Source organism: Pseudomonas sp. P5_A12 (assembly GCF_056400685.1).
The window spans coordinates 1-15,385 of sequence record NZ_JBFUKU010000126.1 but is presented as its reverse complement, the minus strand read 5'-3'; the positions used below and the strand labels follow the sequence as shown (position 1 = coordinate 15,385).

Sequence of the window (15,385 nt, the reverse complement as noted above, 5' to 3'; positions counted from 1 at the left end):
CTGGGAAGGTCACCCGCTGCGCAAGGACTTCCCGGCCCGTGCCACCGAGTTCGACCCGTTCACCCTGAACCTCGCCAAGCAACAGCTTGAGGAAGAAGCCGCGCGCTTCAAGCCTGAAGACTGGGGCATGAAGCGTTCCGGTGCGAACGAGGACTACATGTTCCTCAACCTCGGTCCCAACCACCCTTCCGCGCACGGTGCGTTCCGCATCATCCTGCAGCTGGACGGTGAAGAGATCGTCGACTGCGTGCCGGACGTTGGCTACCACCACCGTGGTGCCGAGAAGATGGCCGAGCGTCAGTCCTGGCACAGTTTCATCCCGTACACCGACCGTATTGACTACCTCGGCGGCGTGATGAACAACCTGCCGTACGTGCTCTCGGTCGAGAAGCTGGCCGGCATCAAGGTGCCGGAGAAGGTCGACGTCATCCGCATCATGATGGCCGAGTTCTTCCGGATCACCAGCCACCTGCTGTTCCTGGGGACCTACATCCAGGACGTCGGCGCCATGACCCCGGTGTTCTTCACGTTCACCGACCGTCAGAAGGCGTACACGGTGATCGAAGCCATTACCGGTTTCCGTCTGCACCCGGCCTGGTACCGCATTGGTGGCGTCGCTCACGATCTGCCGCGCGGCTGGGAAAAATTGGTGAAAGACTTCGTCGAATGGATGCCAAAGCGTCTGGACGAATACCAGAAAGCCGCCCTGGACAACAGCATCCTGCGTGGCCGGACCATCGGCGTCGCCGCCTACAACACCAAAGAAGCCCTGGAATGGGGCGTCACCGGTGCCGGCCTGCGTTCGACCGGTTGCGACTTCGACCTGCGCAAGGCTCGCCCGTACTCCGGTTACGAAAACTTCGAATTCGAAGTGCCGCTGGCCGCCAACGGCGATGCCTACGATCGTTGCATCGTGCGCGTCGAAGAAATGCGCCAGAGCATCAAGATCATCGAGCAGTGCATGCGCAACATGCCGGAAGGCCCGTACAAGGCGGATCACCCGCTGACCACGCCGCCGCCGAAAGAGCGCACCCTGCAGCACATCGAGACCCTGATCACGCACTTCCTGCAAGTTTCGTGGGGCCCGGTCATGCCGGCCAACGAATCCTTCCAGATGATCGAAGCGACCAAGGGCATCAACAGTTATTACCTGACGAGCGATGGCGGCACCATGAGCTACCGCACCCGGATTCGTACCCCAAGCTTCCCGCACTTGCAGCAGATCCCTTCGGTGATCAAAGGCAGCATGGTCGCGGACTTGATTGCGTACCTGGGTAGTATCGATTTCGTTATGGCCGACGTGGACCGCTAAGCATGAACAGCACGCTTATCCAGACAGACCGTTTCACCTTGAGTGAAACCGAGCGCTCGGCCATCGAGCACGAGCTGCATCACTACGAAGACCCGCGCGCGGCGTCGATCGAAGCCCTGAAGATCGTCCAGAAGGAACGTGGCTGGGTGCCGGATGGCGCTCTGTACGCCATCGGCGAAATCCTCGGCATCCCGGCCAGCGACGTAGAAGGCGTGGCAACGTTCTATAGCCAGATCTTCCGTCAGCCGGTTGGCCGTCACATCATTCGCGTCTGCGACAGCATGGTCTGCTACATCGGCGGCCACGAGTCCGTGGTCAGCGAAATCCAGAGCAATCTGGGCATCGGCCTGGGTCAGACCACCGCCGACGGTCGTTTCACCCTGCTGCCGGTCTGCTGCCTCGGCAACTGTGACAAGGCGCCGGCGTTGATGATCGACGACGACACTTTCGGTGATGTGCAGCCTGCCGGCGTTGCCAAATTGCTCGAGGGCTACGTATGACCCTGACTTCCTTCGGCCCTGCCAACCGCATCAAGCGGTCGGCCGAGACTCACCCGCTGACCTGGCGTCTGCGTGACGACGGCGAAGCCGTGTGGCTCGACGAGTACCAGGCCAAGAACGGTTACGCCGCTGCACGCAAAGCCTTCGCCGACATGGCTCAGGACGACATCGTCCAGACCGTGAAGGATTCGGGCCTGAAAGGTCGCGGCGGTGCAGGCTTCCCCACGGGCGTCAAGTGGGGCCTGATGCCCAAAGACGAATCCATCAACATCCGCTACCTGCTGTGCAACGCGGATGAAATGGAGCCGAACACCTGGAAAGACCGCATGCTGATGGAGCAACTGCCCCATCTGCTGATCGAAGGCATGCTGATCAGTGCCCGCGCGCTGAAAACCTACCGTGGCTACATCTTCCTGCGTGGCGAATACACCACCGCCGCCAAGCACCTCAACCGTGCCGTGGAAGAAGCCAAGGCAGCGGGGCTGCTGGGTAAAAACATCCTGGGCAGCGGCTTCGATTTCGAGCTGTTCGTCCACACCGGTGCCGGGCGTTACATCTGCGGTGAAGAAACCGCACTGATCAACTCCCTCGAAGGCCGCCGCGCCAACCCGCGCTCCAAGCCGCCCTTCCCTGCCGCCGTTGGCGTGTGGGGCAAGCCGACCTGCGTGAACAACGTTGAAACCCTGTGCAACGTGCCGGCGATCATTGCCGACGGCGTGGACTGGTACAAATCGTTGGCCCGTGAAGGCAGTGAAGACATGGGCACCAAGCTCATGGGCTTCTCCGGCAAGGTCAAGAACCCTGGGCTGTGGGAACTGCCATTCGGCGTTACCGGCCGTGAGCTGTTCGAAGACTACGCCGGCGGCATGCGCGACGGCTTCAAGCTCAAGTGCTGGCAGCCAGGCGGCGCCGGTACCGGTTTCCTGTTGCCGGAACACCTGGACGCACAAATGTACGCCGGCGGTATCGCCAAGGTTGGCACCCGTATGGGCACCGGCCTGGCCATGGCGGTGGACGACAGCGTCAACATGGTGTCCTTGCTGCGCAACATGGAAGAGTTCTTCTCCCGCGAATCCTGCGGCTTCTGCACCCCGTGCCGTGACGGTTTGCCGTGGAGCGTCAAGCTCCTGCGCGCCATCGAAAACGGTGAAGGGCAAGCCGGCGATATCGAGACCCTGCTGGGTCTGGTCGGTTTCCTCGGCCCTGGCAAGACCTTCTGTGCTCACGCACCGGGCGCCGTGGAGCCGTTGGGCAGCGCAATCAAATACTTCCGCCATGAGTTCGAAGCCGGCATCGCGCCTACCAGCGCCGTCGTCCCGCCTCTGGCAAGGCCGATCGTAGTCGGCGCGTAAACGCTTAAAAAGGCGAAGGGTCCGTGCCCTTCGCCTTCTCGTGTGATGACGCCTTTAACGGCTGTGTTGATTCACGCGAATACAAGATTCCATTAGCCACGCCCGCTGACACCGGGCCAACGAAGAACTTTGAACCATGGCCACTATCCACGTAGACGGCAAAGAGCTCGAAGTCGATGGGGCAGACAACCTGTTACAGGCATGTCTGTCGCTAGGCCTCGATATCCCGTATTTCTGCTGGCACCCTGCCCTTGGCAGCGTTGGCGCTTGCCGCCAGTGCGCGGTCAAGCAGTACACCGACGAGAACGACACCCGTGGTCGTATCGTCATGTCCTGCATGACCCCCGCCACCGATGGCACCTGGATCTCCATCGAAGATGAAGAATCCAAGGCCTTCCGCGCCAGTGTTGTTGAATGGCTGATGACCAACCACCCTCACGACTGCCCGGTCTGTGAAGAAGGCGGTCACTGCCACCTGCAAGACATGACGGTAATGACCGGCCACAACGAGCGCCGTTACCGCTTCACCAAGCGTACCCACCAGAACCAGCAACTGGGCCCGTTCATTTCCCACGAAATGAACCGCTGCATCGCTTGCTACCGCTGCGTGCGCTTCTATAAAGACTACGCTGGCGGCACCGACCTTGGTGTGTTCGGCGCCCACGACAACGTGTACTTCGGTCGCGTTGAAGACGGCGTACTGGAAAGCGAGTTCTCCGGCAACCTCACCGAGGTCTGCCCGACCGGTGTGTTCACCGACAAGACTCACTCCGAGCGCTACAACCGCAAGTGGGACATGCAGTTCTCGCCGAGCATCTGCCATGGTTGCTCCAGCGGTTGCAACATCTCCCCGGGCGAGCGCTACGGTGAACTGCGTCGTATCGAAAACCGCTTCAACGGTTCGGTCAACCAGTACTTCCTGTGCGACCGTGGCCGTTTCGGCTATGGCTACGTCAACCGCGAAGATCGCCCGCGTCAGCCTTTGCTGGCCAACGGCACCAAGCTGAGCCTCGACGATGCGCTGGACAAAGCCGCTGACCTGCTGCGCGGCCGCAACATCGTCGGTATCGGTTCGCCGCGTGCCAGCCTCGAAAGCAACTACGCGTTGCGCGAACTGGTGGGCGCCGAGCACTTCTACTCCGGTATCGAAGCTGCCGAACTGGAACGCATTCGTCTGGTCATGCAGGTGCTGAAAGACAGCCCGCTGCCGATCCCGAACATGCGCGACATCGAAGACCACGATGCAATCTTCGTACTCGGTGAAGACCTGACCCAGACCGCTGCGCGCATGGCTCTGTCCCTGCGTCAATCGGTCAAAGGCAAGGCCGAAGACATGGCCGACGCCATGCGCGTTCAGCCTTGGCTCGACGCCGCCGTGAAGAACATCGGTCAGCACGCGCTGAACCCGCTGTTCATCGCCAGCCTGGCTGAAACCAAGCTCGACGACATCGCCGAAGAATGCGTTCACGCAGCTCCGGACGACCTGGCCCGAATCGGTTTCGCCGTGGCTCACGCCCTCGACGCCAGCGCTCCAGCGGTTGAAGGCCTGGATGCTGAAGCCCTCGAACTGGCCAAGCGCATCGCCGACGCACTGCTCGCGGCCAAGCGTCCATTGATCATTGCCGGCACTTCGTTGGGTTCCAAGGCGCTGATCCAAGCCGCCGCGAACATCGCCAAAGCCTTGAAGCTGCGCGAGAAGAACGGTTCCATCAGCCTGATCGTGCCAGAGGCCAACAGCCTCGGCCTGGCCATGCTCGGTGGTGACTCGGTCGACGCAGCCCTGCAAGCCGTAATCGACGGCCAAGCCGACGCCATCGTCGTGCTGGAAAACGATCTGTACACCCGTACCGACAAAGCCAAGGTTGATGCCGCCCTGAGCGCCGCGAAAGTGGTGATCGTTGCCGACCATCAGAAAACCGCCACCAGCGATCGCGCGCACCTGGTTCTGCCAGCCGCCAGCTTCGCTGAAGGCGACGGTACGTTGGTCAGCCAGGAAGGCCGCGCTCAGCGTTTCTTCCAGGTCTTCGATCCGAAATACATGGACGCCAGCATCCTGGTTCACGAAGGCTGGCGCTGGCTGCATGCCCTGCGCGCCACCCTGCTGAACCAGCCGATCAACTGGACCCAGCTGGACCACGTCACCGCTGCCGTCGCTTCGAGCACGCCGCAACTGGCGCGTATCGTTGATGCCGCACCGTCCGCCTCGTTCCGCATCAAGGGCATGAAACTGGCCCGCGAACCGCTGCGTTACTCCGGTCGTACCGCCATGCGCGCTGACATCAACGTGCACGAACCGCGTACTCCGCAAGACAACGACACCGCGTTCAACTTCTCGATGGAAGGTTACTCGGGCTCGGTCGAACCGCGCCAGCAAGTGCCATTCGCCTGGTCTCCGGGCTGGAACTCGCCGCAAGCCTGGAACAAGTTCCAGGACGAAGTCGGTGGTCACATCCGCGCTGGCGACCCGGGCACCCGCCTGATCGAAAGCACCGGTGATTCGCTGAACTGGTTCGCCGCTGTTCCACGTGCGTTCAACCCGGCTCCGGGCACTTGGCAGGTTGTGCCGTTCTTCCACCTGCTCGGCAGCGAAGAGACTTCTTCGAAAGCCGCGCCGGTTCAGGAACGTATCCCGGCCGCCTACGTCGCTTTGGCCAAGTCCGAAGCTGATCGTCTGGGTGTCAACGAAGGCGCAATGCTCAGCCTGAACGTGGCTGGCCAGACCCTGCGTCTGCCGCTGCGCATCAATGAAGAGCTGGGTGCCGGTCTGGTTGCATTGCCGGCGGGCATCGCCGGCATTCCGCCAGCGATCTTTGGCAAATCCGTTGACGGTCTGCAGGAGGCAGCGCAATGACTTGGTTCACTCCTGAAGTGATCGACGTGATCATCGCAGTCATTCAGGCCATCGTGATTCTGCTCGCCGTGGTGGTGTGCGGCGCACTGTTGAGCTGGGTCGAGCGTCGTTTGCTCGCCCTCTGGCAGGACCGTTACGGTCCGAACCGCGTCGGCCCGTTCGGCGCGTTCCAGATCGCAGCCGACATGATCAAGATGTTCTTCAAGGAAGACTGGACCCCGCCGTTCGCCGACAAGATGATCTTCACGTTGGCGCCGGTCGTGGCCATGAGCGCCCTGCTGATTGCCTTCGCGATCATCCCGATCACCCCGACCTGGGGCGTGGCGGATCTGAACATCGGCATCCTGTTCTTCTTCGCCATGGCCGGTCTGTCGGTCTATGCGGTGTTGTTCGCCGGTTGGTCGAGTAACAACAAGTTCGCCCTGCTGGGCAGCTTGCGTGCCTCGGCACAGACCGTGTCGTACGAAGTGTTCATGGGCCTGTCGTTGATGGGCATTGTGATCCAGGTCGGCTCGTTCAACATGCGCGACATCGTTGATTACCAGGCCCAGAACCTGTGGTTCATCATTCCGCAGATCTTCGGTTTCCTGACCTTCTTCATCGCTGGCGTCGCCGTGACTCACCGTCACCCGTTCGACCAGCCGGAAGCGGAACAGGAACTGGCCGACGGTTACCACATTGAATACGCCGGCATGAAATGGGGCATGTTCTTCGTCGGCGAGTACATCGGCATCGTGCTGATTTCGGCGCTGCTGGTGACCTTGTTCTTCGGTGGCTGGCATGGTCCGTTCGGCATTCTGCCGCAGATCCCGTTCATCTGGTTCGCGCTGAAAACCGCGTTCTTCATCATGATCTTCATCCTGCTGCGCGCTTCGATTCCGCGCCCACGGTATGACCAAGTGATGGATTTCAGCTGGAAGTTCTGCCTGCCGCTGACCCTCGTCAACATGCTGGTGACCGCTGCGATCGTGTTGCTCAACACGCCCGCCGTCGCGGCTCAGTGAGGATAGAGAATCATGAAGTACATATTTGACATCGTGCATGGCTTCTTCACCCAGCTTCGCAGCCTGGTGATGATTTTCGGCCACGCCTTCCGCAAGCGCGACACGCTGCAGTACCCGGAAGAAGCCGTGTACCTGCCGCCGCGCTACCGTGGCCGTATCGTCCTGACCCGCGACCCTGATGGTGAAGAACGTTGTGTAGCCTGCAACCTGTGCGCCGTGGCGTGCCCGGTTGGCTGCATCTCGCTGCAGAAAGCTGAAACCGAAGACGGTCGCTGGTACCCGGACTTCTTCCGCATCAACTTCTCGCGCTGCATTTTCTGCGGCCTCTGCGAGGAAGCCTGCCCGACCACCGCGATCCAGCTGACACCGGATTTCGAGATGGCCGAGTTCAAACGTCAGGACCTGGTTTACGAGAAAGAAGATCTGCTGATCTCCGGCCCCGGCAAAAACCCTGATTACAACTTCTATCGTGTTGCAGGTATGGCGATTGCCGGGAAGCCCAAAGGCTCCGCGCAGAATGAAGCCCAGCCGATCAACGTGAAGAGCTTGCTGCCTTAAGGAAGAAAGATGGAATTCGCTTTCTATTTCGCATCGGGTATCGCTGTGGTGTCCACGCTTCGCGTGATCACCAACACCAACCCTGTGCACGCCCTGCTCTACCTGATCATTTCGCTGATCGCCGTGGCCATGACGTTTTTTGCCCTCGGCGCACCGTTTGCCGGTGTACTGGAAGTGATCGCCTACGCTGGCGCCATCATGGTGCTGTTCGTGTTCGTGGTGATGATGCTGAACCTCGGTCCCGCCTCGGTTCAGCAAGAGCGCGTCTGGCTCAAGCCCGGCATCTGGCTCGGCCCGGTGATTCTCGGCGCATTGTTGCTGTGTGAACTGCTGTATGTGCTGTTCAGCCATTCCAGCGGTCAGGCCATCGGCCACACCACCGTAGACGCCAAGGCCGTGGGCATCAGCCTGTTCGGTCCGTATCTGCTGGTGGTCGAACTCGCCTCGATGTTGCTGCTCGCTGCAGCCGTCACGGCGTTCCACTTGGGCCGCAACGAAGCCAAGGAGCAATGACGATGCCTGCTATCCCTATGGAGCATGGTCTGGCGGTCGCCGGCATCCTGTTCTGCCTCGGTCTGGTCGGCCTGATGGTCCGCCGCAACATTCTCTTCGTGCTGATGAGCCTGGAGGTCATGATGAATGCCTCCGCTTTGGCGTTCATCGTTGCCGGTAGCCGCTGGGCGCAGCCGGATGGACAGATCATGTTCATCCTGGTGATCAGCCTGGCAGCCGCTGAGGCCAGTATCGGCCTGGCGATTCTGTTGCAGCTGTACCGCCGCTTCCACACTCTCGATATCGACGCTGCCAGCGAGATGCGCGGATGAATCTTCTCTATCTGACTTTCGTATTCCCTCTCATAGGTTTCCTGCTGCTGTCGTTCTCACGCGGCCGCCTCTCGGAAAACCTGTCGGCGCTGATTGGCGTCGGTTCCATCGGTCTGTCGGCCATCGTCGCGGCTTACGTGATCTGGCAATTCAACGTCGCCCCGCCGGAAGGCGGCCACTTCACTCAGGTGTTGTGGCAGTGGATGGCGGTGGAAGGCTTTACGCCGAGCTTCGCCCTGCATCTGGACGGCCTGTCCGTGACCATGCTCGGGGTGGTGGTCGGCGTCGGCTTCCTTATCCACCTGTTCGCGTCCTGGTACATGCGCGGTGAAGACGGTTACTCGCGTTTCTTTGCCTACACCAACCTGTTTATCGCCAGCATGCTGTTCCTGGTGCTGGGCGATAACCTGCTGTTCATCTACTTCGGTTGGGAAGGCGTAGGCCTGTGTTCGTACCTGTTGATCGGTTTCTATTACAGCAACCGCAACAACGGTAACGCAGCACTCAAGGCTTTCATCGTGACTCGCGTCGGTGACGTGTTCATGGCCATCGGCCTGTTCATCCTGTTTGTGCAACTGGGCACGCTGAACGTCCAGGAACTGCTGGTGCTGGCACCGCAGAAATTCCAGACCGGCGACTTCTGGATCGTCATGGCCACCCTGATGCTGCTGGGCGGCGCTGTCGGTAAATCCGCGCAACTGCCACTGCAAACCTGGCTGGCGGATGCGATGGCCGGCCCTACCCCGGTTTCGGCACTGATCCACGCCGCAACCATGGTGACCGCCGGTGTCTACCTGATTGCCCGTACCCACGGCCTGTTCACCCTGGCGCCGGAGATCCTGCACCTGGTCGGCATCGTCGGCGGCATCACCCTGGTGATGGCCGGTTTTGCCGCTCTGGTCCAGACCGACATCAAGCGTATTCTCGCCTACTCAACCATGAGCCAGCTCGGCTACATGTTCCTGGCTCTGGGCGTGGGTGGCTGGGACGCGGCGATTTTCCACCTGATGATCCACGCGTTCTTCAAGGCCCTGCTGTTCCTTGCGTCCGGCGCGGTGATCGTTGCCTGCCACCACGAGCAAAACATCTTCAAGATGGGTGGCCTGTGGAAGAAACTGCCATTGGCCTACACCTGCTTCATCGTCGGCGGTTCGGCCCTCGCGGCCCTGCCACTGGTGACCGCAGGCTTCTACTCCAAGGACGAAATCCTCTGGGAAGCGTTTGCCAGCGGAAACGACCATCTGCTTTACGCAGGTCTGGTCGGCGCGTTCATGACTTCGATGTACACCTTCCGCATGATCTTCATTGCGTTCCACGGTGAAGCGAAGACTGAAGCGCACCCAGGTCACGGCGTTGCCTACTGGTTGCCACTGTCGGTGCTGGTTGTATTGTCTACCGCCATCGGCGCGATGATCACTCCACCGCTGCACGGTGTATTGCCGCTCAGCGTCGGCCATGCCGGCGGCGAAGCCAAGCACAGCCTGGAAATCGCTTCGGGCGCCATCGCCCTGGCCGGTGTCCTGCTGGCCGCGCTGCTGTTCCTCGGCAAGCGTCGCTTCGTTACGGCCGTCGCCAACAGCGGCATTGGTCGCTTGCTCTCGGCCTGGTGGTTCGCGGCCTGGGGCTTCGACTGGATCTACGACAAACTGTTCGTCAAGCCATACCTGGCGATCGGCCACATCCTGCGCAAAGACCCGCTCGACCAGACCATCGGTCTGATCCCGCGTATGGCCAAAGGTGGTCACACCGCCCTGAGCCGTACCGAAACCGGTCAACTGCGTTGGTACGCGGCATCGATGGCAGCCGGCTCCGTGCTGGTCATCGGCGCCATCGTGCTGGTAGCGGTCTGAATATGAACCTTGCGAACTTGCGAAAGGAATTGAGCCCGTCATGATTCTGCCTTGGCTAATCCTGATCCCCTTCATCGGCGGCCTGCTGTGCTGGATGAGTGAGCGCTCCGGCGCCGTCCTCCCCCGCTGGATTGCGCTGTTGACCATGTCCCTGGAACTCGCGCTCGGCCTCTGGCTGTGGGCCACCGGTGACTATTCATTTGCCCCGGCGCCTGGCGCCGATCCGACCTGGGCGCTTGAGTTCAAGCATGTCTGGATCCAGCGCCTGGGCATCAACGTGCACCTGGCCCTCGACGGCCTGTCGCTGTTGATGATCCTGCTGACCGGTCTGCTGGGTGTCCTCTCGGTACTCTGCTCGTGGAAAGAGATCCAGCGTCACGTTGGTTTCTTCCACCTGAACCTGATGTGGATCCTGGGCGGTGTCGTCGGCGTGTTCCTCGCCATCGACCTGTTCATGTTCTTCTTCTTCTGGGAAATGATGCTGGTGCCGATGTACTTCCTCATCGCGCTCTGGGGTCACAGTTCTGCAGACGGCAAGAAAACCCGGATCTACGCGGCGACCAAGTTCTTCATCTTCACTCAGGCGTCCGGCCTGATCATGCTGGTGGCGATCCTGGGGCTAGTACTGGTCAACTTCAACGAAACCGGCGTGATTACGTTCAACTACGCCGACCTGTTGAAAACCAAGATGTCGTTGACCACCGAGTACATCCTGATGCTCGGCTTCTTCATCGCCTTCGCGGTCAAGCTGCCCGTCGTACCGTTCCACTCCTGGTTGCCTGACGCTCACGCCCAGGCACCGACCGCAGGTTCCGTGGACCTGGCTGGTATCTTGCTGAAAACCGCTGCTTACGGTCTGTTGCGTTTTGCCCTGCCGCYGTTCCCGAATGCCTCGGCCGAGTTTGCGCCGATCGCCATGACCCTGGGTCTGATCGGGATTTTCTACGGTGCATTCCTGGCGTTCGCGCAAACCGACATCAAGCGTCTGATTGCCTTCTCGTCCGTTTCCCATATGGGCTTCGTACTGATCGGCATCTACTCCGGCAGTCAGATTGCGCTGCAGGGTGCGGTGATGCAGATGCTGGCTCACGGTCTGTCGGCCGCGGCACTCTTTATCCTCAGTGGTCAGTTGTACGAGCGCACTCACACCCGCGACATGCGTGAAATGGGTGGCCTGTGGTCGAAGATCGCTTACCTGCCGGCCCTCAGCCTGTTCTTCGCGGCCGCGTCGCTGGGCTTGCCGGGTACTGGCAACTTCGTCGGTGAGTTCCTGATCCTGATCGGCAACTTCGCCGCTGCGCCATGGATCACTGCGATCGCAACGTCCGGCCTTGTGTTCGGTTCGGTCTACTCGCTGATCATGATCCACCGTACTTACTTCGGCCCGTCCAAATCGGACGCGGTGTTGCAGGGTCTGGTAGGTCGCGAACTGATCATGGTGGTCGGTCTGGCGGTGCTGCTGATTTACATCGGCGTGTACCCGCAACCGTTCCTCGACACCTCTGCCGCGACGATGCATGGCGTGCAGCAGTGGCTTGGCACCGCCTTCACTCAACTCGCTTCGGCCCGGTAAGAGCGCTATGGAATTCACGACTCAACACTTTATCGCGCTAGCGCCGTTGTTGATCACCAGCGCCACGATCATCGTGGTGATGCTGGCGATTGCCTGGCGCCGCAACCACTCGCAGACCTTCCTGATTTCCGTGGCGGGGCTGAACCTGGCGCTGCTGTCGATCCTGCCAGCCCTGAAAGTCGCGCCATTGGCCGTGACCCCTTTGCTGCAAATCGATAGCTTCGCCTGCTTGTACATGGCGTTGATCCTGGTCGCCACCCTCGCGTGTGTGACCCTCGCCCACGCCTACCTCGGCGATGGCGGTTCGGGTTACCCGGGCAACCGTGAAGAACTGTACCTGCTGATCCTGATGTCCGCCGCCGGTGGCCTGGTTCTGGTCAGCGCGCAGCACCTGGCCGGGTTGTTCATCGGTCTGGAACTGCTGTCGGTGCCGGTCTACGGTCTGGTGGCCTATGCCTTCTTCAACAAGCGTTCGCTGGAAGCCGGTATCAAGTACATGGTGCTGTCGGCCGCCGGTTCCGCGTTCCTGTTGTTCGGCATGGCACTGCTGTATGCCGATTCGGGCAGCCTGAGCTTCAGCGGTATCGGCCAGGCGTTGGCGGCTACTGGTCTGCCAAGCTCGCTAGCGCAACTGGGCCTGGGCATGATGCTGATCGGTCTGGCGTTCAAGCTGTCGCTGGTACCGTTCCACCTCTGGACCCCGGACGTGTATGAAGGTGCTCCGGCACCGGTGGCCGCGTTCCTGGCGACCGCGTCGAAAGTGGCCGTGTTTGCAGTGATGGTGCGTCTGTTCCAGATCTCGCCAGCGGCAAGCAGCGGTGTGCTGAGCGACGTGCTGACCATCATCGCCATCGCGTCGATCCTGTTCGGTAACTTGCTGGCACTGACCCAGAGCAACCTCAAGCGTCTGCTGGGTTACTCGTCCATCGCGCACTTCGGTTACCTGCTGATCGCCCTGGTGGCGAGCAAGGGTCTGGCCGTGGAAGCCATCGGCGTGTACCTGGTCACCTACGTGATCACCAGCCTCGGCGCTTTCGGCGTGATCACCCTGATGTCCTCGCCGTACAACGGCCGTGACGCGGATGCCCTGTACGAATACCGCGGCCTGTTCTGGCGCCGTCCGTACCTGACCGCCGTACTCACCGTGATGATGCTGTCCCTGGCCGGTATCCCGCTCACCGCGGGCTTCATCGGCAAGTTCTACATCATTGCCACCGGCGTCGAGGCGCATCAGTGGTGGCTGGTCGGCTCCCTGGTACTGGGCAGCGCCATCGGCGTTTTCTACTACCTGCGTGTGATGGTCACTCTGTTCCTGATCGAACCGAACCTGCGTCGCCACGATGCACAACTGCACTGGGAACAACGTGCAGGCGGCGTGATGCTGCTGGCCATCGCTCTAGTGGCGTTCTTCCTCGGCGTCTACCCACAACCACTGCTGGTCCTGGTTCAGCAGGCCGGGTTGGCGGGTTGATCGCTTAGGCGGCACTCGGTAGAAAACAAAAACGGCACCTTCGGGTGCCGTTTTTGCGTTTGTGGGAATTATTACYGCTGCCCCGCCCTCCTGCCGCAATCCCCGAAAGCTCACGCGGGAATGTCAGGTTCGTCCTACAGCCAGAATTGGGGTATTGGAATTATCTTGAATGACCGCTGGATGGAAAAGTCGAGGTAAGTGCGAACAATGAAACGCGAAGAACCGCGCAGAAAACGAATTGGAGTCATGAAGGGCAAACTTGCGCTTCCTGCCGACTTCGATGCCCCTCCGTCAGACGATCTACTGGATGCCTTCGAAGGGTCGCTGCCACCACGTCCCTCATGCGATTTGAAATACGAGAAGCACCTAATGGAGAAACCAATACGAGATCGCACTATGGGACGCGACATTTTTTCCGAACTGATGGACGGCATGGAAGCCCTCGCAGATGAGCGACAAGGAAGGGTCACCCTGCGAACCCGCAAGATCAGTTTGCCCAAACAAGTGCCTGTCACCGCTGAAGAAGTCGTGAGCATCCGCCAGCAGCYCGACCTCTCGCAAACCTAAATGATGAAATTGTTGTATCCCATCAGGTGAATTTTTTGGTGTCCTTCAGGGCACCTTTTTTTGTCCGCTGCTTCGGCTCGCAGGCAAATCGGATTCACCCTACACCCAAACCGGAATCACCCGGCATTCAAACTTGAGGCTGATCGCCAAAGTCCCCATTTTGCGGAAAGGGACACGCACGTGGCCAGACTCATCCCCCAAAGAGAACTCCATGGCCAACATGGCCAAGTACTCGACACCTACCAAGCAATGGAAGACTTTCGACAGGCGCTGAACCGCCCGGATGAATTACCCGGCTTCGACGACCTGCTAAACGCATTGGGCCTCAATCGATCCAACTACCTGCAAGGAGCCAACCAGCGAAAACTGATCGAAGCTGTTAGTAATGGCGATTGGATAGTGGTGAAACCGCGAGTCGTTGCGAATAACGGCGGCGCTTCCTGGAACGCCTTCAAACCCAAACCCGAGCCACCACCGGCCCAGCATCTGGTAGAAGAACACGCCTACACCCTGCCCAAACCTGTGGAGTCGGGCTTCCACATTGTCCAGAAACCCATGAGCCTCGAAGCGCTGGAACGCTCGCTGTACGAAATCACCCCCAGCGATATGCTGCGCCGCGAGTTCCGCTCGCTGAATCGCCATCTCGGTAAACACGTAAAACCGGGGCAAATGGTCATCTTCAGCGACTCGCGCAACTACATGTGCCGTCGAGAAGAGGCGCAGATGATGGCGGCTGCGGAAAAGGTGAATGAAGCGCTGAAAGATCTGACGGATGAAGAGGCTTCGTTCATGGTTGAGCACCATGAAGTAATTGAACCTTTTTTGGGTGTCTCTTCCGGAGCGTTGGGAGTTGCATCCTTCATGGTGGGTCAGCATATGGACACGCTTAAAAACACACTGATAGAACTTGAGCGATTACACGTGGAACAGCACCGCCAATATGGCCACCTGAATTCCCCGGACTTTTTTGCGAAACGCAAAAGACTGATGAAAAAACTGGATGCTGGTTTCGAACCTTTGGTTCGTAAAGCTACGGGACTATCAGATCATCCCAAACTGAAACGAGCACTAGGCTTGTCCACGCGAAGGATCGTGCACAACTGGAACAAGGCTGGAGCACCGAATCAATTGCCTGGCTACGCAACAAATATCGACGGTGTGGCGAGAGCTTCAAAATATATGAAGGCAGGCGGCTATGTGGCGATTGGGTTAGGAGCGGGCTCTGCGGCGACGAAGATTTACGAAACGTGCCGCACCGGTCGCGAGGAAGAATGTCGTCAGGCGAAATTTGTAGAGGGGTCGAAACTGTCTGGAAACGTCCTAGGCGGAGCTATAGCGGGCCGACTGGCGCCAACTCTCGCGCCAATGACATGTGCCGCAATTGGAGTGGGAACCGTTGGAGCAGGAGGTGTCGTTTGCATGCTGGTTGTAAGCGGCCTGCTCGCCGCGCAAATGGGAGACGGTGGTAGCCAAGCTGGAGAGTTCATCGGTGAAAAATTGTACGAGGTGAGTAAGTAATGCGC

Annotated in this window: 12 protein-coding genes and 1 pseudogene; all 13 read left to right on the top strand. The window is 59.9% G+C overall.

Annotated elements, in window-relative coordinates:
* On the top strand, nt 1–1,312 hold a 1,312-nt coding region (gene nuoC, locus AC1DSG_RS17510; RefSeq protein WP_477792006.1), incomplete at its 5' end, for an NADH-quinone oxidoreductase subunit C/D.
* A 2-nt stretch (nt 1,313–1,314) separates the two neighbouring features.
* Nucleotides 1,315–1,812 carry an NADH-quinone oxidoreductase subunit NuoE gene (gene nuoE, locus AC1DSG_RS17505; protein ID WP_007946422.1) on the top strand — a complete coding sequence of 166 codons (498 nt, stop codon included), beginning with the start codon at nt 1,315–1,317 and terminating at the stop codon, nt 1,810–1,812.
* Nucleotides 1,809–3,164 carry an NADH-quinone oxidoreductase subunit NuoF gene (gene nuoF / locus AC1DSG_RS17500; protein WP_461954786.1) on the top strand — a complete coding sequence of 452 codons (1,356 nt, stop codon included), beginning with the start codon at nt 1,809–1,811 and terminating at the stop codon, nt 3,162–3,164. Before nuoE ends, nuoF begins: the two co-directional genes overlap by 4 nt.
* A gap of 136 nt (nt 3,165–3,300) precedes the next feature.
* On the top strand, nt 3,301–6,015 hold the full coding sequence (nuoG, locus tag AC1DSG_RS17495) for an NADH-quinone oxidoreductase subunit NuoG (RefSeq protein WP_477792005.1): 2,715 nt from the start codon (nt 3,301–3,303) through the stop codon (nt 6,013–6,015).
* Nucleotides 6,012–7,019 (top strand): NADH-quinone oxidoreductase subunit NuoH, encoded by a 1,008-nt coding sequence (gene nuoH / locus AC1DSG_RS17490; RefSeq protein ID WP_059406599.1) that lies wholly within the window; start codon nt 6,012–6,014, stop codon nt 7,017–7,019. The genes nuoG and nuoH overlap by 4 nt, the downstream gene beginning before the upstream one ends.
* Nucleotides 7,020–7,031: 12 nt before the next feature.
* Nucleotides 7,032–7,577, top strand: coding sequence for an NADH-quinone oxidoreductase subunit NuoI (nuoI, locus tag AC1DSG_RS17485; RefSeq protein WP_007946418.1), 546 nt, complete (start codon nt 7,032–7,034; stop codon nt 7,575–7,577).
* Between the two features lie 9 nt (nt 7,578–7,586).
* A complete protein-coding gene (gene nuoJ / locus AC1DSG_RS17480; protein ID WP_477792004.1) occupies nt 7,587–8,090 on the top strand; it encodes an NADH-quinone oxidoreductase subunit J in 504 nt (167 codons plus the stop codon).
* 2 nt (nt 8,091–8,092) lie between these two features.
* Nucleotides 8,093–8,401: an NADH-quinone oxidoreductase subunit NuoK gene (nuoK, locus tag AC1DSG_RS17475; protein WP_007946416.1), complete on the top strand. Its 309-nt coding sequence runs from the start codon at nt 8,093–8,095 to the stop codon at nt 8,399–8,401.
* On the top strand, nt 8,398–10,251 hold the full coding sequence (gene nuoL / locus AC1DSG_RS17470; RefSeq protein WP_477792003.1) for an NADH-quinone oxidoreductase subunit L: 1,854 nt from the start codon (nt 8,398–8,400) through the stop codon (nt 10,249–10,251). The genes nuoK and nuoL overlap by 4 nt, the downstream gene beginning before the upstream one ends.
* Before the next feature lie 40 nt (nt 10,252–10,291).
* The gene (gene nuoM, locus AC1DSG_RS17465) at nt 10,292–11,824 is read left to right on the top strand and encodes an NADH-quinone oxidoreductase subunit M (RefSeq protein WP_477792002.1); all 1,533 of its coding nucleotides are present in this window, start codon (nt 10,292–10,294) and stop codon (nt 11,822–11,824) included.
* A 7-nt stretch (nt 11,825–11,831) separates the two neighbouring features.
* Nucleotides 11,832–13,295 (top strand): NADH-quinone oxidoreductase subunit NuoN, encoded by a 1,464-nt coding sequence (gene nuoN / locus AC1DSG_RS17460; RefSeq protein ID WP_477792001.1) that lies wholly within the window; start codon nt 11,832–11,834, stop codon nt 13,293–13,295.
* Nucleotides 13,296–13,691: 396 nt separating this feature from the next.
* A pseudogene (locus tag AC1DSG_RS17455) lies at nt 13,692–13,859 on the top strand (transcriptional regulator); the annotation flags it as partial.
* A 183-nt stretch (nt 13,860–14,042) separates the two neighbouring features.
* Nucleotides 14,043–15,380, top strand: coding sequence for a hypothetical protein (locus AC1DSG_RS17450; RefSeq protein WP_477792000.1), 1,338 nt, complete (start codon nt 14,043–14,045; stop codon nt 15,378–15,380).
* Nucleotides 15,381–15,385: the final 5 nt, after the last annotated feature.